The organism is Streptomyces sp. JW3 (genome assembly GCF_052216785.1).
Lineage (GTDB): Bacteria > Actinomycetota > Actinomycetes > Streptomycetales > Streptomycetaceae > Streptomyces.
Genome location: NZ_JBQOUX010000127.1, coordinates 1612 through 23874, shown reverse-complemented (window position 1 = coordinate 23874; position 22263 = coordinate 1612). Strand labels below are relative to the sequence as shown.

Annotated in this window: 21 protein-coding genes; 5 read left to right on the top strand and 16 right to left on the bottom strand. The window is 74.4% G+C overall.

What is annotated here, in order from left to right; genetic code table 11:
* Window positions 1-79: 79 nt before the first annotated feature.
* The gene (locus tag ACTT8P_RS33525; protein WP_442835559.1) at window positions 80-622 is read right to left on the bottom strand and encodes a bacterial proteasome activator family protein; all 543 of its coding nucleotides are present in this window, start codon (window positions 620-622) and stop codon (window positions 80-82) included.
* A 562-nt stretch (window positions 623-1184) separates the two neighbouring features.
* Here ACTT8P_RS33525 and ACTT8P_RS33520 point away from each other — a divergent pair.
* Complete coding sequence (locus ACTT8P_RS33520; protein ID WP_442835558.1) at window positions 1185-1418, top strand: hypothetical protein; 234 nt, start codon at window positions 1185-1187, stop codon at window positions 1416-1418.
* Between the two features lie 23 nt (window positions 1419-1441).
* On the opposite strand, the gene ACTT8P_RS33515 is transcribed toward ACTT8P_RS33520, so the two are convergent.
* Window positions 1442-2422 carry an NAD(P)H-quinone oxidoreductase gene (locus ACTT8P_RS33515; RefSeq protein ID WP_442835557.1) on the bottom strand — a complete coding sequence of 327 codons (981 nt, stop codon included), beginning with the start codon at window positions 2420-2422 and terminating at the stop codon, window positions 1442-1444.
* Window positions 2423-2555: 133 nt separating this feature from the next.
* Between ACTT8P_RS33515 and ACTT8P_RS33510 the strand changes: the two genes are divergently transcribed.
* Together ACTT8P_RS33510 and ACTT8P_RS33505 are read left to right on the top strand one after the other, a co-directional pair.
* Window positions 2556-3605: an ATP-binding cassette domain-containing protein gene (locus tag ACTT8P_RS33510; RefSeq protein WP_442835556.1), complete on the top strand. Its 1050-nt coding sequence runs from the start codon at window positions 2556-2558 to the stop codon at window positions 3603-3605.
* On the top strand, window positions 3602-4456 hold the full coding sequence (locus ACTT8P_RS33505; RefSeq protein WP_442835555.1) for an ABC transporter permease: 855 nt from the start codon (window positions 3602-3604) through the stop codon (window positions 4454-4456). Before ACTT8P_RS33510 ends, ACTT8P_RS33505 begins: the two co-directional genes overlap by 4 nt.
* Window positions 4457-4475: 19 nt before the next feature.
* On the opposite strand, the gene ACTT8P_RS33500 is transcribed toward ACTT8P_RS33505, so the two are convergent.
* The 6 genes from ACTT8P_RS33500 to ACTT8P_RS33475 form a co-directional block, all read right to left on the bottom strand.
* The gene (locus tag ACTT8P_RS33500; protein WP_442835554.1) at window positions 4476-5573 is read right to left on the bottom strand and encodes a potassium channel family protein; all 1098 of its coding nucleotides are present in this window, start codon (window positions 5571-5573) and stop codon (window positions 4476-4478) included.
* On the bottom strand, window positions 5570-7147 hold the full coding sequence (locus ACTT8P_RS33495) for a molybdopterin-binding protein (protein ID WP_442835553.1): 1578 nt from the start codon (window positions 7145-7147) through the stop codon (window positions 5570-5572). Before ACTT8P_RS33495 ends, ACTT8P_RS33500 begins: the two co-directional genes overlap by 4 nt.
* Window positions 7144-8001 carry an NTP transferase domain-containing protein gene (locus ACTT8P_RS33490; RefSeq protein WP_442835561.1) on the bottom strand — a complete coding sequence of 286 codons (858 nt, stop codon included), beginning with the start codon at window positions 7999-8001 and terminating at the stop codon, window positions 7144-7146. Before ACTT8P_RS33490 ends, ACTT8P_RS33495 begins: the two co-directional genes overlap by 4 nt.
* A 162-nt stretch (window positions 8002-8163) precedes the next feature.
* Complete coding sequence (locus ACTT8P_RS33485; protein ID WP_442835552.1) at window positions 8164-9675, bottom strand: dihydrolipoamide acetyltransferase family protein; 1512 nt, start codon at window positions 9673-9675, stop codon at window positions 8164-8166.
* A complete protein-coding gene (locus tag ACTT8P_RS33480) occupies window positions 9675-10679 on the bottom strand; it encodes an alpha-ketoacid dehydrogenase subunit beta (RefSeq protein WP_442835551.1) in 1005 nt (334 codons plus the stop codon). The genes ACTT8P_RS33485 and ACTT8P_RS33480 overlap by 1 nt, the downstream gene beginning before the upstream one ends.
* Window positions 10676-11908 (bottom strand): thiamine pyrophosphate-dependent dehydrogenase E1 component subunit alpha, encoded by a 1233-nt coding sequence (locus ACTT8P_RS33475; protein WP_442835550.1) that lies wholly within the window; start codon window positions 11906-11908, stop codon window positions 10676-10678. The genes ACTT8P_RS33480 and ACTT8P_RS33475 overlap by 4 nt, the downstream gene beginning before the upstream one ends.
* A gap of 189 nt (window positions 11909-12097) precedes the next feature.
* On the opposite strand from ACTT8P_RS33475, the gene ACTT8P_RS33470 reads away from it, so the two are divergent.
* Window positions 12098-12583 (top strand): Lrp/AsnC family transcriptional regulator, encoded by a 486-nt coding sequence (locus tag ACTT8P_RS33470; RefSeq protein ID WP_442835560.1) that lies wholly within the window; start codon window positions 12098-12100, stop codon window positions 12581-12583.
* On the opposite strand, the gene ACTT8P_RS33465 is transcribed toward ACTT8P_RS33470, so the two are convergent.
* Both ACTT8P_RS33465 and ACTT8P_RS33460 read right to left on the bottom strand, forming a co-directional pair.
* The gene (locus ACTT8P_RS33465) at window positions 12580-13170 is read right to left on the bottom strand and encodes a TetR/AcrR family transcriptional regulator (protein ID WP_442835549.1); all 591 of its coding nucleotides are present in this window, start codon (window positions 13168-13170) and stop codon (window positions 12580-12582) included. The genes ACTT8P_RS33470 and ACTT8P_RS33465 overlap by 4 nt on opposite strands.
* Complete coding sequence (locus ACTT8P_RS33460; RefSeq protein WP_442835548.1) at window positions 13167-14735, bottom strand: 3-hydroxyacyl-CoA dehydrogenase; 1569 nt, start codon at window positions 14733-14735, stop codon at window positions 13167-13169. The genes ACTT8P_RS33465 and ACTT8P_RS33460 overlap by 4 nt, the downstream gene beginning before the upstream one ends.
* A 187-nt stretch (window positions 14736-14922) precedes the next feature.
* Between ACTT8P_RS33460 and paaN the strand changes: the two genes are divergently transcribed.
* The gene (paaN, locus tag ACTT8P_RS33455; protein ID WP_442835547.1) at window positions 14923-16677 is read left to right on the top strand and encodes a phenylacetic acid degradation protein PaaN; all 1755 of its coding nucleotides are present in this window, start codon (window positions 14923-14925) and stop codon (window positions 16675-16677) included.
* Between the two features lie 10 nt (window positions 16678-16687).
* Here the strand turns inward: paaN and ACTT8P_RS33450 are convergent, their stop codons facing one another.
* From ACTT8P_RS33450 to ACTT8P_RS33425, 6 genes are all read right to left on the bottom strand, one after another.
* Complete coding sequence (locus tag ACTT8P_RS33450; protein ID WP_442835546.1) at window positions 16688-17446, bottom strand: TrmH family RNA methyltransferase; 759 nt, start codon at window positions 17444-17446, stop codon at window positions 16688-16690.
* Window positions 17443-18669 (bottom strand): HTTM domain-containing protein, encoded by a 1227-nt coding sequence (locus ACTT8P_RS33445; RefSeq protein WP_442835545.1) that lies wholly within the window; start codon window positions 18667-18669, stop codon window positions 17443-17445. The genes ACTT8P_RS33450 and ACTT8P_RS33445 overlap by 4 nt, the downstream gene beginning before the upstream one ends.
* Entirely contained in the window at window positions 18666-19442 is a 777-nt protein-coding gene (locus tag ACTT8P_RS33440) for a DUF5819 family protein (RefSeq protein WP_442835544.1), read from the bottom strand. The genes ACTT8P_RS33445 and ACTT8P_RS33440 overlap by 4 nt, the downstream gene beginning before the upstream one ends.
* Before the next feature lie 65 nt (window positions 19443-19507).
* Window positions 19508-19855 (bottom strand): rhodanese-like domain-containing protein, encoded by a 348-nt coding sequence (locus ACTT8P_RS33435; protein WP_442835543.1) that lies wholly within the window; start codon window positions 19853-19855, stop codon window positions 19508-19510.
* The gene (locus tag ACTT8P_RS33430; RefSeq protein WP_442835542.1) at window positions 19852-20694 is read right to left on the bottom strand and encodes a J domain-containing protein; all 843 of its coding nucleotides are present in this window, start codon (window positions 20692-20694) and stop codon (window positions 19852-19854) included. The genes ACTT8P_RS33435 and ACTT8P_RS33430 overlap by 4 nt, the downstream gene beginning before the upstream one ends.
* Before the next feature lie 54 nt (window positions 20695-20748).
* The gene (locus ACTT8P_RS33425; RefSeq protein ID WP_442835541.1) at window positions 20749-22197 is read right to left on the bottom strand and encodes a DUF2252 domain-containing protein; all 1449 of its coding nucleotides are present in this window, start codon (window positions 22195-22197) and stop codon (window positions 20749-20751) included.
* Window positions 22198-22263: the final 66 nt, after the last annotated feature.

Genomic DNA, 22263 nt, shown 5'->3' with positions numbered 1-22263 from the left:
GGGGGGGGGGGGCCCCCGCGGGATCGATCGTGGACGTAGGGGTGGGGTGGGCCCGGAGGTACGGGCCCTGGGGCGAGGTCTAGAGGTACGGGCCGCCCGAGCGGCCGCCCGGGTGCGGGCCCTCCTCGGCGTCGCCCAGGCCCGGCGGCAGGGCCCGGCGCATCTGCTCCAGCTGGGCGCGCGCCGCCATCTGCTGGGCGAACAGGGTGGTCTGAATCCCGTGGAACAGCCCCTCCAGCCAGCCGACCAGCTGCGCCTGCGCGATCCGCAGCTCCGCGTCGCTGGGGGTCGCCCCCTCCGTGAAGGGCAGCGAGAGCCGCTCCAGCTCCTCCACCAGCTCCGGCGCGAGACCGTCCTCCAGCTCCTTCACCGAGCTGGAGTGGATCTCCTTGAGCCGGGCCCGGCTGGCGTCGTCCAGGGGAGCCGCGCGCACCTCCTCCAGGAGCTGCTTGATCATGCTGCCGATGCGCATGACCTTCGCGGGCTGTTCGACCTGGTCCGTCACCGGGGTCTCCCGGACGTCCTCGTCTCCGTCACCGCCGCCGCTGAGCGCCATGCCGTCCTGGCCGACGACCAGGATCTGGGGGTTCTCCGACGACCTGTCGTTCCTCGGCATCTCCATGCCGTCATTCTCTCGCACGCCCGCACCGCGACACCGTGGCGCCCCCGCCCGAACCGGGCCGGCCGCGTTCGGCTCCGCCCGGAATGCCGGAATGGTCGACCGGTGTGAGGCTTGTTCCGTCGATCTTGGCGACTGGTACCGGGAGGGGGTCACCGGCGTGACTCCATGGCTGGGCACATTGCGGGCGACGGGACTGGCCGGGCTGACCGGGCTCGTGGGGGTGGGCGCGGTCCTGTTCCCCGGCCCGACGGGTGCGGCGTACGGCGCGGAGCCGGTCCCCCCGGGCGCGGTGGCGTCCGCCCGGCCGTCGCCGGGTCCGGCGAGTCCATCGGCGGCTGCGCCGAAGCCGTCGGAGTCCCCGGGACCTTCTGCGCCGACGCCGTCGATCCGGTCGGGGGACGCCCCCCGTCCCGCCGCCGAACCCTCCCGCGCCGGCAGCCGGGCCGGCGAGGGACGACAGCGGCCCGGACGGCCGGAGACGGAGAGGGAGAGGGAGAGGGAGGGGGAGAGGGAGAGGGAGGGGGAGACGGAGCGGGAGGGGGACGGGGAGGGGGAGGGGACTGTGCCGGTCGGGCCGGACGACGACGCCTTCGCGAGCCCCAAAGCGGCCGGGGAGGCCGAAGAGGCCGGGCCGGCTCCCTCCGAGCACCCGGTGCGCCCCGGCACCCGCCCCGCCGCGCACGCCGGGGGCGAGTCCGGGACCGCCCCGCGGTTCCTGCCCCTGGGCAGCGGACTGGTCCTCGTCGGACTGGGGCTGGCCCTCGGCTTCGTCGGTCTGCGGCTGCGCCGGACGTGAGCGGGGCGGGGACCGGCCCCGTACTACGGCGCGACCAGCAGCACCTTCCCGATGTGACCGCTCTCCTCGACGATCCGGTGGGCGGCGGGCGCGTCGCTCATCGGAAGTTCCCGGTCGACGATCGGCCGGATGCGGCCCTCGGCGAGCAGGGGCCAGACGTGCTCGCGCACGGCCGCCACGATGGTCGCCTTCTCCTCCTTGGGACGGGCGCGCAGCCCGGCGGCGGTCACCGCGGCGCGCTTGGCGAGCAGGGCGCCGATGTCCAGCTCGGCCTTCCGGCCGCCCTGCATGCCGATGATCGCGAGCCGGCCGTTGAAGGCGAGCGCCTGGAGGTTGCGGTCCAGGTACTTGGCGCCCATGTTGTCGAGGATGACATCGGCGCCGGCCCCGCCGGTCGCCTCCTTGACCTCGGCGACGAAGTCCTGCTCCCGGTAGTTCACCAGGATGTCCGCGCCCAGCTCGGCGCAGCGCGCCAGCTTCTCGGCGGTGCCCGCCGTCACGGCGACCTCGGCACCGACCGCCTTGGCCAGCTGGATCGCCATGGTGCCGATGCCGCTGGAACCGCCGTGCACGAGGAAGGTCTCGCCAGCCCGCAGCCGGGCGTTCATGAAGACGTTCGACCAGACGGTGCAGACCACCTCGGGCAGGGCCGCGGCCTGCTTCAGGCCGACGCCCGCTGGGACCGGCAGCAGCTGCCCGGCCGGGACGACGACCTGCTCGGCGTATCCGCCGCCGGACAGCAGCGCGCACACCTCGTCGCCCACCGACCAGCCGGAGACGCCGGTGCCGAGCGCGGCGACGCGTCCGGAGCACTCCAGGCCGGGGTAGGGGGACGCGCCGGGCGGCGGCGGGTAGAAACCCTGCCGCTGCATGATGTCGGCCCGGTTGACGGCGCTGGCCGTCACCTCGACGAGGACCTCGCCCTCGCCGGGCACGGGGTCGGGGACCTCGGCCCAGACCAGCGCCTCGGGGCCTCCGGGTTCGGGGATCGTGATCGCATGCATGAAGGGGACGCTACTCCCGCCCGCCGCGCGCCCCCGTCACGCCGCTGCCGAAAACCCTGTGCGCGAGCGATGAGTTTGCGGGACGGTAAAGGTCTTCCCATGCGTGGACCAAGAACGCGGAAGGACTCCCAGCATGAGTACGCAGCCGTCCGGCCTGGCGATCGAGACCGCGGGCCTGGTCAAGACGTTCGGCGCGACCCGGGCCGTCGACGGCGTGGACCTGCGGGTCCCGGCCGGCACGGTCTACGGCGTGCTCGGGCCGAACGGGGCCGGCAAGACCACCGCGGTGAAGATCCTCGCGACGCTGCTGCGGCCGGACGGCGGCGAAGCCCGCGTCTTCGGCCACGACGTGGTGCGCGAGGCGGACGAGGTACGCGGCCGGGTGAGCCTCACCGGCCAGTACGCGTCCGTCGACGAGGACCTCACCGGCACCGAGAACCTGACGCTGCTCGGCCGCCTCCTCGGCCACGGCAAGACCGCCGCCCGGCAGCGCGCCGGGCAACTGCTGGAGGCCTTCGGGCTGACGGCCGCCGCCGCCCGGCAGGTCAAGCACTACTCCGGCGGCATGCGGCGCCGTATCGACATCGCCGCGTCCATCCTCAACACCCCCGACCTGCTCTTCCTGGACGAGCCGACCACCGGCCTGGACCCGCGCAGCCGCAACCAGGTCTGGGACATCGTGCGCGCGGTCGTCGCCCAGGGCACCACCGTGCTGCTGACCACCCAGTACCTGGACGAGGCCGACCAGCTCGCCGCCCGGATCGCCGTCATCGACAAGGGCAAGGTGATCGCCGAGGGGACCAAGGGCGAGCTGAAGGCGTCCGTCGGCGCCGGCTCCGTCCATCTGCGGCTGCGGGACGCGGACCGGCGGCCGGAGGCCGAGCGGCTGCTGCGCGAGCTGCTCGCCGCCGAGGTGCAGCTGGAGGGCGACCCGGTGGCGCTGACCGCCCGGCTGAACGCGACGGCCGAGGACGCCGCCGCCGACCAGGCCGCCCGCGCGCTCACCGCGCTGACCCGGGCCGGCGTCACCGTGGACGACTTCTCCCTGGGGCAGCCCAGCCTCGACGAGGTCTTCCTGGCCCTGACCGGCCACGACACCGGCCACGACACCGGGCACGACACCGGCCAAGAGGCCCTCCCCGACGCCGGCGGCGACGACCCGAAGGACGAGGTGGCGGCATGAGCACCAGTACGGCCACGAACACCGAGCACAAGGAACTCGCCCCGGTCAGCGCCGAGTCGCTGGCCGCCCTGCTGGTCGCCGGGGAACGGCCGCCGCGGCCCAGTTCCCTGTCGGCGTCCCTGACCTTCGGCTGGCGCGCGATCCTCAAGATCAAGCACGTGCCGGAACAGCTCTTCGACGTCACCGCGTTCCCGATCATGAACCTGCTGATGTTCACGTACCTCTTCGGCGGTGCGCTGGCCGGTTCGCCGGGTGACTACATCCAGTTCGTGCTGCCCGGCATCCTGGTGATGTCGGTCGTCATGATCACGATGTACACCGGGGTGTCGGTCAACACCGACATCGAGAAGGGCGTCTTCGACCGCTTCCGCACGCTGCCGATCTGGCGGCCGGCCGCGATGGTCGGCTATCTGCTCGGCGACGCGCTGCGCTACACCATCGCTTCCGTGGTGATGCTCGCCGTGGGTCTGATCCTCGGCTACCGGCCGGACGGCGGGGTCGTCGGGGTGATCGCCGGGATCGCGCTGCTGCTGGTGTTCTCGTTCGCCTTCTCGTGGATCTGGACCATGTTCGGGCTGATGCTGCGCACCGAGAAGGCGGTGATGAGCGTCAGCATGATGGTGATCTTCCCGCTCACCTTCCTGTCCAACGTCTTCGTCGACCCGTCGACCATGCCCGGCTGGCTCCAGGCGTTCGTCAACAACAGCCCGATCACCCACGTGGCCTCCGCGGTGCGCGGCCTGATGGCGGGCGACTGGCCGGCCGACGAGATCGCCTGGTCGCTGGGCTGGTCGGCACTGGTCCTGGCGGTCTTCGGCCCGGTCACGATGCGGCTCTACAACCGCAAGTGACCGGGGGAGACGGCGGCGGTCAGTCCCGGGGCAGCGGACGGGAGTCCGGCGCGACCTGGTTCCCCGGGGTCGCCCGGACGATCGTGATCAGCCGGTCGGTCAGTTCCAGCCCGCCGACGGCGGGGTCGTCGTAGCCGAGCACCCGGTGCCCGCGCAGCACGCTCACCACCAGGTCGTCGACCTCCCGGGGGCCCTTGCCCACCTCGGCCTTTATGACGGGCCGTTCGACGATGTCGAGACCGCTGCCCTGGCTGATGAGGTCCTCCATCACCATGCCGGCGGCGGGGCTCAGCACGGAGAGCCCGAGCAGCCGGCCCGCGGCACTGGCGCTGGTGATCACGGCATCGGCGCCCGACTGCTTCAGCAGCGGCGCGTTCTCCTCCTCGCGGACCGCGGCCACGATCTTGGCGCCCTTGTTGAGCTGCCGGGCCGTCAGCGCCACCAGCACCGCCGTGTCGTCGCGCTGGGTCGCGATGATGATCTGCCGGGCCTTGTGCACCTCGGCCCGCTTGAGCACCTCACTGCGGGTGGCATCGCCTATCACCCCGGCGAAACCGTCGGCCGTGGCGGCCTCGATCGCCTTGCCGCTCGGGTCGACCACCACGACCTGTTCCCTCCGCAGCCCGGTCGCACAGACGGTCCGGACCGCCGACCTCCCCTTCGTGCCGAAACCGACGACGACGGTGTGATCGCGCAAGGTGGACCTCCAGCGGTTCAGTCGCCATTCCTCCCGGGTGCGTTCGGTGAGGGCTTCCAGCGTGGTGCCGACCAGGATGATCAGGAACAGCACGCGCAGCGGCGTGATGACGAAGATGTTGGTCAGCCGGGCGGCGTCGCTGACCGGTGTGATGTCGCCGTACCCGGTGGTGGAGAGGGTGACGGTCGCGTAGTAGAACGCGTCGAGGAGATCGACCGAGCCGTCCGAGTTGTCGTTGTAGCCGTCGCTGTCGGCCCACACGATCAACGCGGTCGCCACCAGGACGACGAGGGCCCAGGAGAGCCGCTTCCCCACCTGGCGGAACGGGTGCTCCACCAGCTTTCTGGGCAGCTTCACCTTGTGGGTCACGAGATGCTCGTCCGCCTGGCGCGCGATCGCGTCATGGCCGGGAAGTTTCACGTGAAACACACTCCGATTCCGCCGGTGGCCCAGGGCAGATCGAGCATCTCGGCCTCCTGCCCCGGCCGCGCACCGCCCGGAGGTACGACCGCCAGGGCGTCGGCGGCCGCGATCCCCCGCAGCATGGCCGGTCCGTTGTAGTGCAGCGGCACGGCGCCGTCGCCGCGCAGGACCACGGGGACGAGCCGGGTGTCGTGCGGGTGCCCGTGCACCTCGCCGCGCAGCGGCAGCGCGTACGGTTCCGGCGACGGGCGGGCCGCCAGGGTCCGCAGCAGCGGCTCCGCGAGGGTGAGCAGCCCGGAGACGGCGGCGAGGGGATTGCCGGGCAACCCCACGAGGTGCTGGGCCGCACCGGTCCGGGCCAGCAGCATGGGGTGGCCGGGCCGCACCTGGACGCCGTCCACCAGGAGTTCGGCGCCGACCCGGTGCAGCGTGGGGTGGACGTGGTCGACCGGGCCCGCGGCCGTGCCGCCGGTGGTGACGATCAGGTCGGCGTCGGACCCGGTGACCGCCCGGTGCAGGGCGTCGGCGTCGTCACCGAGCCGGCGCACCGCGGTCACCTCGGCGCCCAGCGCCCGCAGCCAGGACGGCAGCATCGGGCCGAGCGCGTCCCGGATGAGTCCGTCGTGCGGCAGCCCCTCGGTGAGCAGCTCGTCGCCGAGCACCAGGATCTCGGCGCGCGGCCGGGGCACCACGGTGAGCGTGTCGTACCCGGCCGCCGCGGCCAGTCCCAGCACCGCCGGGGTCACCAGGGCACCGGCCGGCAGCAGTTGGTCGCCGCGCCCGCACTCCTGGCCGCGCGGGCGGATGTCCTGGCCCTGCGTCACCGCGCGGGTGGCGTGCAGCCGGTGCTGCGGGTCGGTACGGCCGTGTTCGCTGCGGAGTACGGCCGTGGTGTCGGCGGGGACCCGGGCGCCGGTGGCGATCCGTACGGCCTCGCCGTCGGCGAGCAGCGGGTGCGCGGCGTGGCCCGCGAGGACGCCCTCCTCACGCACGGTCCAGGGGCCGGGACCCGCGACCGCCCAGCCGTCCATCGCCGAGGTGTCGAAGGGGGGCAGATCGGTGAGGGCCCCGAGCGGCGCGGCCAGGGTGAGTCCGAGGGCCGTGTCGAGGCGGACGGAGACCGGCTGCCGCCCGGCGGTCCGGGCACCGGCCCGCCCGGCCCGCTCGGCGACCCTGCGGGCGGCGGGCCAGGAAGCCGCACGGTGGGCAGCGCGATGCCGGGAGCCGTCCGGGCGGGTGGCTTCCGGGTGGGAGGCTTCCGGGTGGGAGGCGTCCTGGCGGTAGGCGTCCTGGCGGTAGGCGTCCTGGCGGGAGGCGTCCTGGCGGGAGGCGTCCTGGCGGGAGGCGTCGGGGCGGGGGGCGTCCGGACGAGGGGTGTCCGGACGGGAGGCGCGGCGGGGTTCGGCCCGGTCGCCACGGCGGCGGTCGCCGGCGGGACCACCGAAGCGGTCCCCGGAGTGATCGCCGGATTGATCACCCCCGGTGTCGGCCTGGTCGTTCACGAGGGCGAGTGCCTCCTCGACGTCGAGGTCCTCGGCGTCCAGACCCGTCCCGCCGGAGCGGGCGGTCATCCGGCGTCCGGACGGCCGCCGGGGGCGGGGGCCGTCCCGGCGGCGCCTTCCTCCGCCCAGCGCAGGGCGAGCGCCGCGGCCTTGCGGGCGGCCTCGGCGACGGCCTCGGGCCCGCCACCGGCCCGTGCGGCCGCGTAGCCGACGAGGAAGGTGGTCAGCGGGGCGGCGGGCCGGGCCACCCCGTGGGCGGCGTCCCGGGCCAGGTCGAGCAGGACGGCGGTGTCGACGTCGAGCTCGATGCCCAGTTCGTCCTTGGCGGCGGAAATCCATTCATCCAACACGTGCCCATGCTCCCTGATGCGTGCCCTTGCGGTGGCGATGTCGTCCCAGGTGTCGCAGTCGAAGGACGCGACGGGATCGGGGACGCGAACGAGTCGCAGCCCCGCGGTGAGCCGGCGCAGCGGCAGCCCGGTCAGCCCCGCGTGCGCGTCGGCCAGTGCGGCCAGTTCACGGCGGAGCGCGGCCGCCCGGTAGGCGGCGACCAGCGGCTGGTCCCGCCCGTCGGTGTCGGTGAGCAGCGCCCCCTCGGTACCGGCGGAACCGGCCGCGACCGCCGTCAGCAGCCGCCGCACGGTCGCTCCGTGCAGGAACGGCAGGTCGGCCGAGAGTACGGCGACGTACTCCGCCGTGGTGTGCCGCAGCCCGGCGGCGAGCGCGGCCACCGGTCCGGCGCCGGGCGGGTCCTCACGGGCCCAGACGACGGGCCGTACGGTCGGCCGGGGACCGGCGACGACGACGGTGGCCGAGGCTCCGGCGCAGGCGGTCAGCACCCGGTCCAGCAGCGCGCGCCCGCCGACCCGCACTCCGGGCTTGTCGGCGCCGCCGAGCCGCCGGGCGGCACCACCGGCCAGCACGACGGCGTCGTACCCGGCGTCGCGCGCGGCTTCGTCCTCCCGGGCGTCGCGCGCGGCTTCGTCCTCCCGGGCGTCGGTCCGGGCCTCGGAGGGCTCGTTCGCGGTCACCCCCCGAGTATGCGGGCCCGACCGATCACAGGGAACGCGGGGGAGGGCCCGCAATCAGAGTGTGCGCAGCAGGACCGCCGGCTGTTCCACGCAGTCGGCGACGTACCGCAGGAATCCGCCCGCCGTGCCTCCGTCGCACACCCGGTGGTCGAAGGTGAGCGACAGCTGCACGACCTGCCGGACCGCCAACTCCCCCTCGTGCACCCAGGGTTTGGCCGCGATCCGGCCGACGCCGAGCATGGCGGCCTCGGGGTGGTTGAGGATCGGCGTGGAGCCGTCGACGCCGTACACGCCGTAGTTGTTCAGCGTGAAGGTGGAGCCGGTGACGTCGGCGGGGGCCAGCGTCCCGGCCCGGGCGGCCTCGGTCAGCCGGGCGCACTCGGCGGTGAGTGACTCGGCGTCCCGGGTGTGCGCGTCACGGACCACCGGCACCACCAGGCCCCGGTCGGTCTGCGCGGCGAAGCCGAGGTGCACCCGGTCGAACCGGACGATCTCCCGGGCCTGGGTGTCGACGGTGGCGTTCAGCTCAGGGAAGCGGGCGAGGGCCGCGGTGCAGATCCGGGCCAGCAGGGCGAGCAGCGAGATCTTCGGCCCCCCGGCCGCGTTCATCGCGGTGCGCGCCCGCGTCAGCCCGGTCGCGTCGGCGTCCACCCAGACGGTCGCGTCCGGTATCTCGCGCCGGCTGCGGGTCAGCTTGTCGGCGACGGCACCGCGGACACCCTTGAGCGGGACCCGGACGCCCGCGGCACCGTCGCCGCCGCCCGTGGCGCCTTGGATGCCCTGGATGCCCTGGATGCCCTGGATGCCCTGGATGCCCTCGGGCACCGTACGGTCGCGGCCCGTGAGGGCGCCGCGGCCGTCCGGCTCACCGCGCGGCACCGCCGTACGGCCCTGCGCGGCGGCGGCCCGCAGCGCGTACTCCACGTCCGCGCGCAGGATCAGCCCGTCCGGTCCCGAACCGGGCAGCTCGCGCAGGTCCAGGCCGTTTCGCCGGGCCAGCCGGCGGACCAGCGGGGAGATGACCGGCACCGGCCCCTCGGCCCGCTCGGCGTCCGCCACCCGGCCGTTCACCCGCGCGGGAACCCCGTGCCGCTCCGGGGCCCCGGCCACGGACACCGGCTCCCCGGGCCGCACCCGGCGCCGCCGCGCGGGCGCCCCCGCGGTCCCGTACCCCACGAGCACGTTGCCCGAGCCCTCGTCCCGCCCAGCACTGTCCCCGGCGTCCCCGGCATTCCCGGCCTCCGCGACATTCCCGGCGTCACCACCGTCTCCCCCGCCGCCCCCGCCGTCCGCCTCGTCCGCCCCGGCCGTCGCCTCCGCCCCGGCCGCCACCGCCAACAGCGGCGCCCCCACCGGCACTTCCGCACCCTCGGCGCCGAACCGCTCGGTGACCACGCCGCCGTAGGGGCAGGGCACCTCCACCATCGCCTTGGCCGTCTCGACCTCGACCACCGGCTGGTCGACGGCGACGGTGTCGCCGACCTCGACCATCCAGCGCACGATCTCCGCCCCGGTGAGCCCCTCACCGAGGTCGGGGAGCCGGAACTCCCGTACCTGTGCTGCCATCAGCTCTCGGCCTCCCATTGCAGACGCCCCACCGCGTCCAGCACCCGGTCCACACCGGGCAGGTGGTGGCGCTCCAGCATCGGCGGCGGATACGGGATGTCGAACCCGGCCACCCGCAGCACCGGTGCTTCCAGCTGATGGAAGCAGCGCTCGGTGATCCGGGCCGCGATCTCCCCGCCCGGGCCACCGAAGGAGCCCGACTCGTGGACGACGACCGCGCGTCCCGTCCGCCGCACCGAGGCGCACACCGTCTCGTCGTCGAACGGCACCAGGGAGCGCAGGTCGACGACTTCGAGGTCCCAGCCCTCGGCCCGGGCCGCCTCGGCCGCCGCCAGGCAGACGGGCAGGGACGGTCCGTACGTGATGAGTGTGGCGCTCCGGCCCGAGCGCCGCACCACCGCGCGGCCTATCGGTTCAACGGCTGCCGGCCGCTCGGGGTTCCAGGCGTCCTTGGACCAGTACAGCCGCTTGGGCTCCAGGAAGACCACCGGGTCGTCGGAGGCGATGGCGGCGCGCAGCAGTCCGTAGGCGTCGGCGACGGTCGCGGGCGTGACCACGTGCAGGCCGGGGGTGGCCAGGTAGTACACCTCGGAGGAGTCGCTGTGGTGCTCGACGCCGCCGATGCCGCCGCCGTAGGGGATGCGGACGGTGAGCGGCAGCGGCATCGCGCCCCGGGTGCGGTTGCGCATCCGGGCCACGTGCGAGACGAGCTGTTCGAACGCCGGGTAGGCGAAGGCGTCGAACTGCATCTCCACCACCGGGCGCAGCCCGTACATCGCCATGCCGACGGCCGTGCCGAGGATGCCGGCCTCGGCGAGCGGCGTGTCCGTGCAGCGGTCCTCGCCGAACTCCGCGGCGAGTCCGTCGGTGACCCGGAAGACCCCGCCGAGGGTGCCGACGTCCTCGCCCAGGACGTGCACGGCCGGGTCGGCGGCCATGGCGTCGCGCAGCGCGCGGGTGAGAGCCCCCGCCATGGTGGCCGGCCGGGCGGCGACGGTGCTCATCGCCCCGCCCCGGCCACGCCCGCCCCGGCCCCGGCCTCCACCTCTGCCCCGGCCTCCACCTCTGCCCCGGCCTCCACCTCTGCCCCGGCTTCTGCCTCTGCTTCCGCCTCCGCCTCCGCCGCCAGCTCCGCCCGCAGCAGCGCCCGCTGCTCGCGCAGTTGCGGGGTCGGTTCGGCGTAGACGTGGGCGAACAGCTCCATGGGGTCCAGCCGGGGGTCCTGGTGCATCCGCGCGCGCAGGTCGGCGGCGAGCGCCTCGGCGGCCTCGTGGGCGGCCCGCGCGGTGTCCTCGTCGAGCAGTCCGCGCCGGGTCAGCTCGCGCTCCAGGAGGTCGACGGGGTCGTGCCCGCGCCAGGTGGCCACCTCGGCGTCGCCCCGGTAACGGGTGGCGTCGTCGGCGTTGGTGTGGGCGTCCAAGCGGTACGTGATCGCCTCCACCAGGACCGGGCCGCCGCCGTCGCGCGCGTGCCGTACGGCGTCGGAGAGTACCTGGTGGACGGCGACCGCGTCGTTGCCGTCGACCAGCCGGCCGGGCATGCCGTAGCCGACGGCCTTGTGGGCCAGCGACGGGGCCGCGGTCTGCTTGGCGAGCGGGACGGAGATCGCGAAGCCGTTGTTCTGGACCAGGAAGACGACCGGGGAGCGCCGGACGGCGGCGAAGTTCAGCGCCTCGTGGAAGTCGCCCTCGCTGGTGCCGCCGTCGCCGACCATGGCCAGCGCGACCACGTCGTCGCCCCCCAGCCGGGCGGCGTGCGCGAGGCCGACGGCATGCGGAAGCTGGGTGGCGAGCGGGGTGGAGAGGGGGGCGACGCGGTGCTCGTAGGGGTCGTAGCCGGTGTGCCAGTCGCCGCGCAGCAGGGTGAGCGCCTGGACCGGATCGACGCCGCGGGTGATCACGGCGAGCGTGTCGCGGTAGCTGGGGAAGAGCCAGTCGCGCTCCCGGAGCACCAGCGCGGCGGCGATCTCGCAGGCCTCCTGCCCGGTGCTGGACGGGTAGACGGCGAGCCGGCCCTGCTTGGTGAGGGCGGTGGCCTGCGCGTTGAACCGCCGGCCGGCCACCAGGCGGGCGTGCAGCGCGCGCAGCAGCGCGGGGTCGGCCGCGTCGGCGGCCTCGGTGCCGAGGACGCGGTACGGCGCGGCGTCGGGCAGCAGCGGCGCGGGGTCCGTGCGGGGCTGCCAGGCGGGCGGCGGAGCCGGCCGGTACGCAATCCGCTGCTCCATGACCGTCATGACGGCACCTCCTCGTGGGAGTGGTTCGCGGCACGCCACGGGTGTGACGGGTCTCACCTACCGATTGTTCGGTCGTCGGCACATTTTGGCTACGACGCCCCCCGGGTTGTGGACAAACGGTTCTGCACAGCCTGTGATGGACGCAGTACGTCCATGGTAGGGAGGTCGGGGGAGATGGCAGCTGAACAAATGGCCGAGCGCCCGCAGGACAGCGCCGCTCCGCCGCCCCCGCGCCCCCTGGACGCGATCGACCAGGACATCCTGCGCATCCTCCAGGCGGACGGCCGTGCCTCGATACGGTCGGTCGCCGAACGGGTCCATGTCTCCCGGGCCAACGCCTACGCGCGGATCAACCGGCTGGTCGAGGACGGCGTGATCCGCGGCTTCAGTGCCCGCGTCGACCACGAACGCGCGGGGCAGGGCACCTCCGCGTACATCACCCTGAAGATCGTCCAGAACTCCTGGCGGACGGTGCGCGAGCAGTTGGAGGAGTTGCCGGGGGCCGCCCACATCGCCCTGGTGGGCGGCGACTTCGACGTCCTGCTGCTGGTCCACACGCCCGACAACCGGGCGCTGCGCGAGCTGGTCCTGACCCGGATCCAGGCGATCCCCCAGGTGCTCAGCACCCGCACGCTGCTGGTCTTCGAGGAACAGGACCTGGAGCCCCGGAACTAGGATCCTTCCCTCAGTCCCCCGAACACCAGCCGCACCACCGCGTCGGCGACCTCCCGCCGGCCCGCGCCCCGGCCGTCCGGCCGGTACCACTCGACGATCGAGTTGATCATCCCGAAGACCAGCCGGGTCGCCAGCCGTCCGTCCACGTCGTCGCGCACGTCGCCCTCGGCGGCCGCCGCCTTCACCAGCGCGGCCACCCGGTGGTCGAAGTCGCGGCGCCGCTCCAGCGCCCACCGCTCGGTGGCGGTGTTGCCGCGCACCCGCAGCAGCAGCGTCACGTACGGCAGCTCCGCGATGAGCACCTCGACCATGCGCCGCACCACGTACTCCAGCCGCCCGGCGGCGGGCCCCACGCGCGCGTGCTCCTCGTCGAGGATGCCGAACAGTCCGTCCAGGGCCCGGCTGACGGCCCGGCGCAGCAGTTCCTCCTTGCCGGCCACATGGTGGTAGATCGACGACTTGGAGATACCGGCCGCCTTGGACAGGTGCTCCATGGAGGTGCCGTCGTAGCCGCGCTCGTTGAAGACCCGCACGGCGACCGAGAGCAGGGTCTGAGGGGTGTACGAGTCACGCTTGGCGGTGGTCATGAGGGGCGGTCCTCCCGCTGGTCGCAGGCGTGGGCGTGCCGGTACAGCGCCAGGGACGGCGCGCAGCGGCCGGAAGGGTCACGCAGGTGCACGGCGTGGAGCAGGGCGTACGCCCAGGCCGGTCCCAGCGAACGCGCCCACGCGAAGGGCCCGGCGGGGTAGTTGACGCCCAGCCGCATCGCCGTGTCGACGTCCGCCGCGGTCGCCACCCCCTGGGCGACCGCCTCGTGGGCCAGGTCGATGATCCGCGCGACGGTCCGTGCGACGATCATGCCGGGGACGTCCCCGATCACGCTGACCTGCTTGCCGAGTGCCTGGAACAGGCCGGTGGCCTCCTGGAGCGTCCGGGCCGCGGTGTCCGGTCCCGCGGACAGCGCGACCCGGGTGGCCGCGCGGTAGTCGAGGGCGAGGTCGAAGTGGACGACGTCGCGCTCCCCGGCGGTCCGGCCGTCCGTCAGGTACAGCTCGCCGCCCCCGGGCAGGACGATCCGCGCGTCGTACTCGTCGTCGTACCCGTCGTCCGCCGCGCGGACCTCGATGCCGGCCTCGCGGGCCATCGGCACCAGCGCGGCGGCCGGGCCCAAGTCGCCGTGCACGACGATGTACGGGGGCCGGTCGGCCGGCCCGGCGGTGTGCGGCTCGGGCCGCCCGGCACCACCGCGGTCGCCCCCGCCACCCGCGCCGTCGCCGTCGCCGCCGTCCCGGTAGTCGTACCAGCCCCGTCCGCTCTTGCGGCCCAGCCGGCCGGACTCCACCAGGCGCCGCTGGGCGAGCGACGGCCGGAAGCGGGCGTCCTGGAAGAACGACGTCCACACGGAGTGCGTGACGGCCTCGTTGACGTCCTGTCCGATCAGGTCGGTCAGCTCGAAGGCGCCCATCCTGAAGCCGCCGCACTCGCGCAGCACGGCGTCGATGGTGGCCGGATCGGCGCCCTGGTCCTCGTACACGGCGAACGCCTCGGCGTAGAAGGGCCGGGCGACGCGGTTGACGAGGAAGCCGGGGGTGTCGGCGCAGGCGACCGGCGTCTTGCCCCAGGCGCGGGCGGTGTCGTACGCGCGCGTGGCGGACGACGGGTCGGTGGCGAACCCGGAGACCACCTCCACCAGCGGCAGCAACGGCGCCGGGTTGAAGAAGTGCAGACCCACGCAGCGGCCCGGGACGCGCAGCGCGCCGCCGATCGCGGTGACGGACAGCGAGGAGGTGTTGGTGGCGAGCAGACAGTCGTCGTCGACGACGTCCTCCAGGGCGCGGAACAGCTCCTGCTTGACCTCCAGCCGTTCCACCACCGCCTCCGCCACCAGCGCGCAGCCGGCCAGCCCGGCCAAGTCCTCGGCGGGCGTCAGCCGGGCCCGGGCGGCGTCCCGGCCGCCGGCCGGCAGCCGTCCTTTTTCCACCAGCCGGTCGAGCCGGGCGCCGATCGCGCCGGCCGCCTCCCGGGCCCGCCCGGGGACGGTGTCGTACAGCCGTACGGGATGGCCCGCCACCAGTGCGACCTGGGCGATGCCCTGGCCCATGGTGCCGGCGCCGACGACGGCCACGGGGCTGCTGAGGTCGAGTGCTGTCATGTGCGCGATCCTCCCGCACCGGGTTTTCCACAGATGCCGCGGGTCCCCTTGTCCCGACCGATCGTTCGGTTACTCTAGCCGTGTCCGATGGTTCCCGCCCAGGATTCGCCTGTCCCGCTGTTCCCACCAGGGCCTTCGGGCCCCGGAGCCCGACGCGCGGCTCAGGAGAACGAGGAGTTGGTCCCGCATGGCCACCGAATCCGTCACCGAACCCGCCACCGCCCCCACCGCCGAACGCACCACCGGGCTCACCCCGCACGCCCTGCTCGCCGGCCACCGGCCCACCCTCGACCGGGCCCTGGAAGCGATCCGCACGCGCGCGTACTGGTCCCCGCACCCCGAGCACCCCAAGGCGTACGGCGAGCAGGGCAGCCTGGCCCCGGCGGCCGGCAAGGCCGCGTTCGACGCCCTGCTCGGCACCCGCCTCGACCTCGGCCAGCCCGGCACCGACGGCTGGGTGGGCGCCGAGACCTCCCCGTACGGCCCCGAGCTCGGCGTCGGCTACCCGCACGCGGACCTCGACGTGCTGCTGCCCGCCATGCGGGCCGGCCAGGCCGCCTGGCGGGACGCGGGCGCCGAGCTCCGCGCGCTGGTCTGCCTGGAGATCCTGAAGCGGATCAACGACCGGTCGCACGAGTTCGCGCACGCGGTGATGCACACCTCCGGGCAGGCGTACCCGATGGCGTTCCAGGCGGGCGGCCCGCACGCCCAGGACCGCGGCCTGGAGGCGGTGGCGTACGCCTACGCGGAGCAGACCCGGGTCCCCGAGCGCGCCGAGTGGACCAAGCCGCAGGGCAAGCGCGGCCCGCTGACGCTGACCAAGAGCTTCACCCCGGTCCCGCGCGGCATCGGCCTGGTCATCGGCTGCAACACCTTCCCGACCTGGAACGGCTACCCGGGCCTGTTCGCCTCCCTGGCCACCGGCAACGCGGTGCTGGTCAAACCGCACCCCCGCGCGGTGCTGCCGCTCGCCCTCACCGTGGCCGCCGCCCGCGCGGTGCTCACCGAGGCCGGCTTCGACCCGAACCTGGTCGCGCTGGCCGCCGAGGCCCCCGGCGAGGGCCTCGCCAAGACCCTCGCCACCCGCCCCGAGATCCGGATCATCGACTACACCGGCTCCACCGCCTTCGGCGACTGGCTGGAGACGCACGCCCGCCAGGCCCAGGTCTTCACCGAGAAGGCCGGCGTCAACACGGTGCTCGTCGAGTCCACCGACGACTACCGGGGCATGCTCGCCAACCTGGCCTTCTCCCTCTCCCTGTACAGCGGCCAGATGTGCACCACCCCGCAGAACCTGCTGATCCCGCGCACCGGCATCCGCACCGACCAGGGCCCCAAGTCCTACGACGAGGTGACCGCCGACCTGGCCCGCGCGGTCGACGCCCTGCTCGGCGACGACGCGCGGGCGAGCGCGCTGCTCGGCGCGCTCGTCAACCCGGACGTCAAGGCCCGCCTGGAAGCCGCCGGCCGGCTGGGCGAAGTCGCCCTCGCCTCCCGCGCGGTGCCGCATCCCGACTTCCCCGACGCGGTCGTCCGCACCCCGGTGATCGTCAAACTGGACGGCGCGCGCAAGTACTGGGACGGCGCCGCCGACGAACCCGCCTACCTGAGCGAGTGCTTCGGCCCGGTCTCCTTCGCCGTCGCCGTCGACTCGGCCGCCGACGCCACCGACCTGCTGCGCCGCGCCGTGCGCGAGAAGGGCGCGATGACCGTCGGCGCCCACACCACCGACGCGGCGGTCGAGCGGGCCGTCGAGGAGGTCTGCCTCCAGGAGGCCGCCCAGCTCTCCGTCAACCTGACCGGCGGGGTGTACGTCAACCAGACGGCCGCCTTCTCCGACTTCCACGGCTCGGGCGGCAACCCGGCGGCCAACGCGGCCCTCACCGACGGCGCGTTCGTCGCGAGCCGCTTCCGGGTCATCGAGGTCCGCCGGCCGGCCTGACCAAGTCCTACTAGGACAGCCGCCCCGCACTCCAGTGGTACAGCGCCATCGCCACACTGGTCGCCAGGTTGTAGCTGGAGACCTGCGGCCGCATCGGCAGGGCGACCAGGTGGTCGGCCCGGGCCCGCAACTCGGCGGAGAGGCCGCTGCGTTCGGACCCGAAGGCGAGCAGCGCGTCGTCGGGCAGCTTCAGCCCCCGCAGGTCCTCGCCCGCCGGGTCCAGCGCGAACACCGGGCCCGGCGGCAGCTCCGCCACCGCCAGCCGCTCCACGGCGGTCGCGAAGTGCAGCCCTGCCCCGCCGCGCACCACGGTGGGGTGCCAGGGGTCGAGGGTGCCGGTGGTGACCACGCCGGTCGCGCCGAACCCGGCGGCCAGCCGGATCACCGCCCCCGCGTTGCCGAGGTTGCGCGGCTGGTCGAGGACCACGACGGGCGCCGTACGCGCAGTGCGCGCCAGTCGCCGCAGCGCCGCCGCCCGCGCCGGACGTACCGCCAGCGCGGCCACCGCGGTGGGATGCGGACGCGCCACCAGCGAGGCGTACGCCTCGGGCGTGACCTCGGTGAGCAGACCGGCCAGCCGCTCCCGTACGTCCGGTGCCAGTTCGTCGGCGAGGGCGAGCGCCGCGGCCCGGTCGGCGGCGACCGCCATCGGGACGTCAGCCCCGAAGCGCAGCGCGTGCTTGAGGGCGTGGAAGCCGTCCAGCAGAACCCGGTCGCCGGCGAGCCGGCGCCAGGCGCGCAGGGGGTCGGTCGGGCGCGGGTCGCTCATGCCCCGAAGCCTACGTGCGTGGGCCCGGCGTCCTCGGGAACGCCCTGCGCGGGCACCGCCACCGCCGCCCCGTCCCGGCGCCGCACCACCCGCGCCGCCACCCGGGCCGCCACCGCGCCGAGCCGGCGCAGGAACGGCGTCGGCAGGAACACCGCGTCCGCCACGATCATCGCCAGCGAGAAGAACGGCAGCCCGAGCACCGCGGCGATCACCGCGTGCTCGGTCATCATGACGGCCAGCAGCACGTTCTTGACCCGCCGGTTGAACAGCGTGAACGGGAACGCGACCTGCACCACGACCGTTCCATAGGTGATGAGCATCACCACCGTGCCGCTGGCCGCCAGCAGACCGGCGAGCTGCGGCCAGGGCGAGAAGTACTCCAGTTGCAGGGGGTAGTAGACGGCGGTGCCGTCCTGCCAGCGCGAGCCCTGCACCTTGTACCAGCCGGCGGTCGCGTAGATCAGACACGCCTCCGCCATGATCACCAGGAGGGCGCCGTTGTGCACGAGGTTGGCGATCACGTCCAGCAGGACGCGCGGCTCGCCGCCCGTCGCCCACCGCCCCACGGCCCACCACAGCGCCTGCCCCAGCCACACCCCCCACAGCAGCGCCGGCACCAGCCACTCGTCGCCGAAGCCGTCGACCCGCCCGGTCAGCGTCACCGCGGCCAGCGCGAGCCCGAACCCGGCCCACAGCACCACCCCGGTCCGGTCCGGCACCCGCTCGCCGCGCTCCCGCGCCGCCGCCGACCGCCGGGCCCGGCGCGCGTCCAGCGACCACACCCGCCCGCAGCGCGTGAAGACGAGGTAGACGCTCATCAGGTGCAGCACGTTGTCGCCGCCGTCACCGACGAAGACGCTGCGGTTCTGGAGCGACAGCACCCCGACCATGAACAGCACCGACGCGGTCCGGGTCCGCCAGCCCAGCAGCAGCACCACGCTCGCCAGCAGGGACAGCGCGTACACCGTCTCGAACCAGAGCCGGCCGTCGGACCACATCAGCGCCGTGAACGCGCCGTTGTCCGCGGTCAGCCGCCGGGCCAGGGCCCAGCTCCACGGCCCGTCCGGACCGTACAGCTCATGGCGGTGCGGGAACTCCCGCAGCAGGAACAGCAGCCAGGTGGCGCCGAACCCGATCCGGACCACCGCCGTCTGATACGGGCCGAGGGCGGCCTCGGTGACCCGGGCGATCCCCCGGGAGACCGACAGGGCGACGCGGTTCACGCCACGCCCCCGTCCGCCTCACGCGCCGGCACCCGCCACCAGGGCAGCTCCCGGACCTCGGTCCGGTCGGAGACCTGCTCCCCGCTCCAGTCCGGCGGCTCCACCGCGCTGGTCCGGGAGCGGTACTGGACCTGGTCCAGCACATCGCCCGCACCGGCCGCGCCCGCCCGCGCCAGGCGCAGGACGGCGATCCGGCGCAGATACGCCTCGGACAGCGCCCCGCGCAGCCCCACCGCGCGGTCGTCGGAGTCATGGGTGGCGGTGTAGAAGTCCCAGGCCCGGCGCAGCTCGTTCTGCTGGGTGTGGCTGGGCAGCGGATTGCCGTCGATGGCCCGGCCGTCCGCGGCGGACAGGTCGTACCAGCCGGTGGTGCGGACCCCGCCGTCGGCCGTGCTCAGCTCGGCGCGGACCTGGACGGAGATGTTCTGCTGGAGCGGATTGGGCGCGAACAGCTTCCAGTTCTGCTCGAACTCCGGGTAGATCCAGTCGTCGATGACGTCACCGTGCTGCTTGGTGACCGTGTTCGACGGCGCCACATGCAGGAACGTCATGCCGAGATGGACCGAGACCACGGCGGCGACGACCGCCAGCGCGACCGCCGCGCCGACCTGGTAGCGCGGGGAGAGCGCGGCGACCCCGCTGCGGGCGGCGTCGCCGTCGGCCGCACCGTGCCGGGCGCCAGGCCCCGAGTCGTACGCGTCCATCCAGCCCCGCTCCCGCATACCGGCATCCGTCGTCGCACCCGTCCCGCACCCACCGGGCGGGACTCGCACGCGAACGGTACTGGGCGCGGCGCGCGCCCACAGCCTCCGCAGAGAACTCGCCGGACGACAGTGTCTTAGGCGACGTGCCCCGGCTCGCCCGAGTCCGTCACCACGGGCCGGCCCGCCGCGGCCCACACCTGCATGCCGCCGTCGACGTTCACCGCGTCGATGCCCTGCTGCGCCAGGTACATGGTGACCTGCGCCGACCGTCCGCCGGACCGGCAGATCACATGGACCCGGCCGGCCTCGGGCGCGGCCTCGGTCAGCTCGCCGTAGCGGGCGACGAACTCGCTGAGCGGGATGTGCAGCGCCCCTTCGGCGTGCCCCGCCCGCCACTCGTCGTCCTCGCGGACGTCCAGCAGGAAGTCGTCGTCCTTGAGGTCCGCGACCTCGACCGTGGGAACCCCAGCTCCGAAACTCATGCCCCGACGCTACCGGACCCGGTGCCCGGCGCGGCCTGCCCCAGCAGCTCGGCGAGCTCCGCCTCCCGCTCGGCGACCTGCGCGGTCAGCTGCTCGGCGATCTCCTCAAGGAGCTGGTCGGGATCGTCCGGGGCCAGCCGCAGCATCCCGCCGATCGCGCTCTGCTCCAGCTCGTTCGCGACCCGGGTGAGCAGTTCCTTGCGCTCGGCCAGCCACTCCAGCCGGGCGTACAGCTCCTCGGCGCGGCTCGGGCCGCGCTCCTCCTTCGGCCCGGCGTCCCACTCCTCGGCCAGCCGCCGCAGCTCCCCCGCGTCGCCGCGGGCGTAGGCGGCGTTGACCCGGGTGATGAACTCCTCGCGCCGGGCCCGCTCGCCGTCCTCCTGCGCCAGGTCGGGGTGGGCCCGGCGGGCCAGCTCGCGGTACAGCTTGCGGGCCTCCTCGCTGGGCCGCACCCGCTGCGGGGGCCGTACCTCCTGCCCGGTGAGCATCGCGGTGGCCTCGGGGAACAGCCCGTCGCCGTCCATCCAGCCGTGCGTCAGCTCCTCGACGCCCGGCAGCGGCATCAGCAGGGCCCGCGCCTCGTCGGCCAGCCGCTGGTCCTCGGCGGCACCGCTGCGGGCGGCCTTCGCCTCCAGGATCAGCGCCTCCAGCTCGTCGAGCCGGGCGTAGACCGGGCCGAGCCGCTGGTGGTGCAGCCGGGAGAAGTTGTCGACCTCCACCCGGAAGGTCTCCACCGCGATCTCGTACTCGATGAGCGCCTGCTCGGCGGCCCGTACGGCCTTCTCCAGCCGTTCCTCGGGCCGCGCGGCACCGCCTTGCTCAGCTTCCGGGGTCGTCACACGCCCAGCCTAGGCCCTGCCCGGCGCGCCCCCGCACCACACCCGGAAACGGCCTCAGACCCCCGGCTCGGCCGCGATCCGCCCGGCCCGCACCGCCGCCACCAGCTCCGCGTGGTCCGCCTCGGTGCGGTCCGCGTACGCGACGGCGAACTCCGCCACCGCCTCGTCCAGCTCCTCGTTCTTGCCGCAGTACCCGGCGATCAGGCGCGGATCGGCGCTGTGCGCGTGCGCACGGGCCAGCAGCGCGCCGGTCATCCGCGCGTAGTCGTCGACCTGGTCGGCGGCGAGCGCGGCCGGGTCGACACTGCCCTTGCGGTTGCGGAACTGCCGTACCTGGAACGGCCGTCCGGCCACCGTCGTCCAGCCCAGCAGCATGTCGCTGACCACCTGCATCCGCTTCTGCCCCAGCACCACCCGGCGCCCCTCGTGCCCGGCTTCGGGCACCTCGAAGCCGGCCGCCGCCAGATGCGGCACCAGCGCGGAGGCCCTGGCCTCCTTCACCTGGAGCACCAGCGGCTCACCGCGGTGATCGAGCAGCAGCACCACGTACGACCGGGTCCCGACGCTGCCCGTGCCGACGATCCGGAACGCCACGTCCTGCACCGCGTACCGGGCCAGCAGCGGCAGCCGGTCCCCCGGCAGCGTGCCCACGTACTCCTCCAGGGCCGCCGCGACCACCGCCGCCTCGGCGTCCGGCACCCGGCGCAGCACCGGCGGGGCGTCCGTGAACCGCCGCCCGCCGTCCTCGGTGGCCTCGGTCGACTTCGCCGCGAACCGCCCGCTGGTGTTGTTCCGCGCCTTCTCGGCGACCCGCTCCAGGGTGCCCAGCAGATCGTGCGCGTCGGTGTGGGAGACCAGTTCCTCGTCGGCGATGGCGTTCCAGGCGTCCAGCACCGGCAGCCGGGCCAGCAGCCGCATCGTGCGCCGGTAGGCGCCCGCCGCGTCCCGGGCGGCCGCCCGGCAGGTGTCCTCGTCGGCCCCGGCCTCCCGGCCCGCCAGCACCAGCGAGGCGGCGAGCCGCTTCAGGTCCCACTCCCAGGGACCGGACACCGTCTCGTCGAAGTCGTTCAGGTCGATGACCAGCCCGCCCCGGGCGTCCCCGTACAGGCCGAAGTTGGCCGCGTGCGCGTCCCCGCACAGCTGCGCCCGGATCCGGGTCGTCGGCGTCCGCGCCAGGTCGTGGGCCATCAGCCCGGCCGCGCCGCGCAGGAACGCGAAGGGGCCGGCCGCCATCCGCCCCACCCGGATCGGGGTCAGCTCGGGTATTCGCCCCCGGTTGGACTCCGTTACGGCGGCCACCGCGCCGGGCCGCCCCGGATCCGCCTCGAACACCGCGTGCGCGGACCGCGGCACCCGCTCCCGCAGCGCCTTGCCCTCCGCCTTCGCGAAACCGCCCCCCGCGCTCCCCGCAGACCACCGCGCGAACCCGGGCACGACAGGCACCCGCACACCGACCGCCGATTCGGCATCCCGCACACCAGCCGCCGATCCCGCATCCCGCACACCAGCCGCCGATCCCGCATCCCGCACACCAGCCGCCGATCCCGCATCCCGCACACCAGCCGCCGA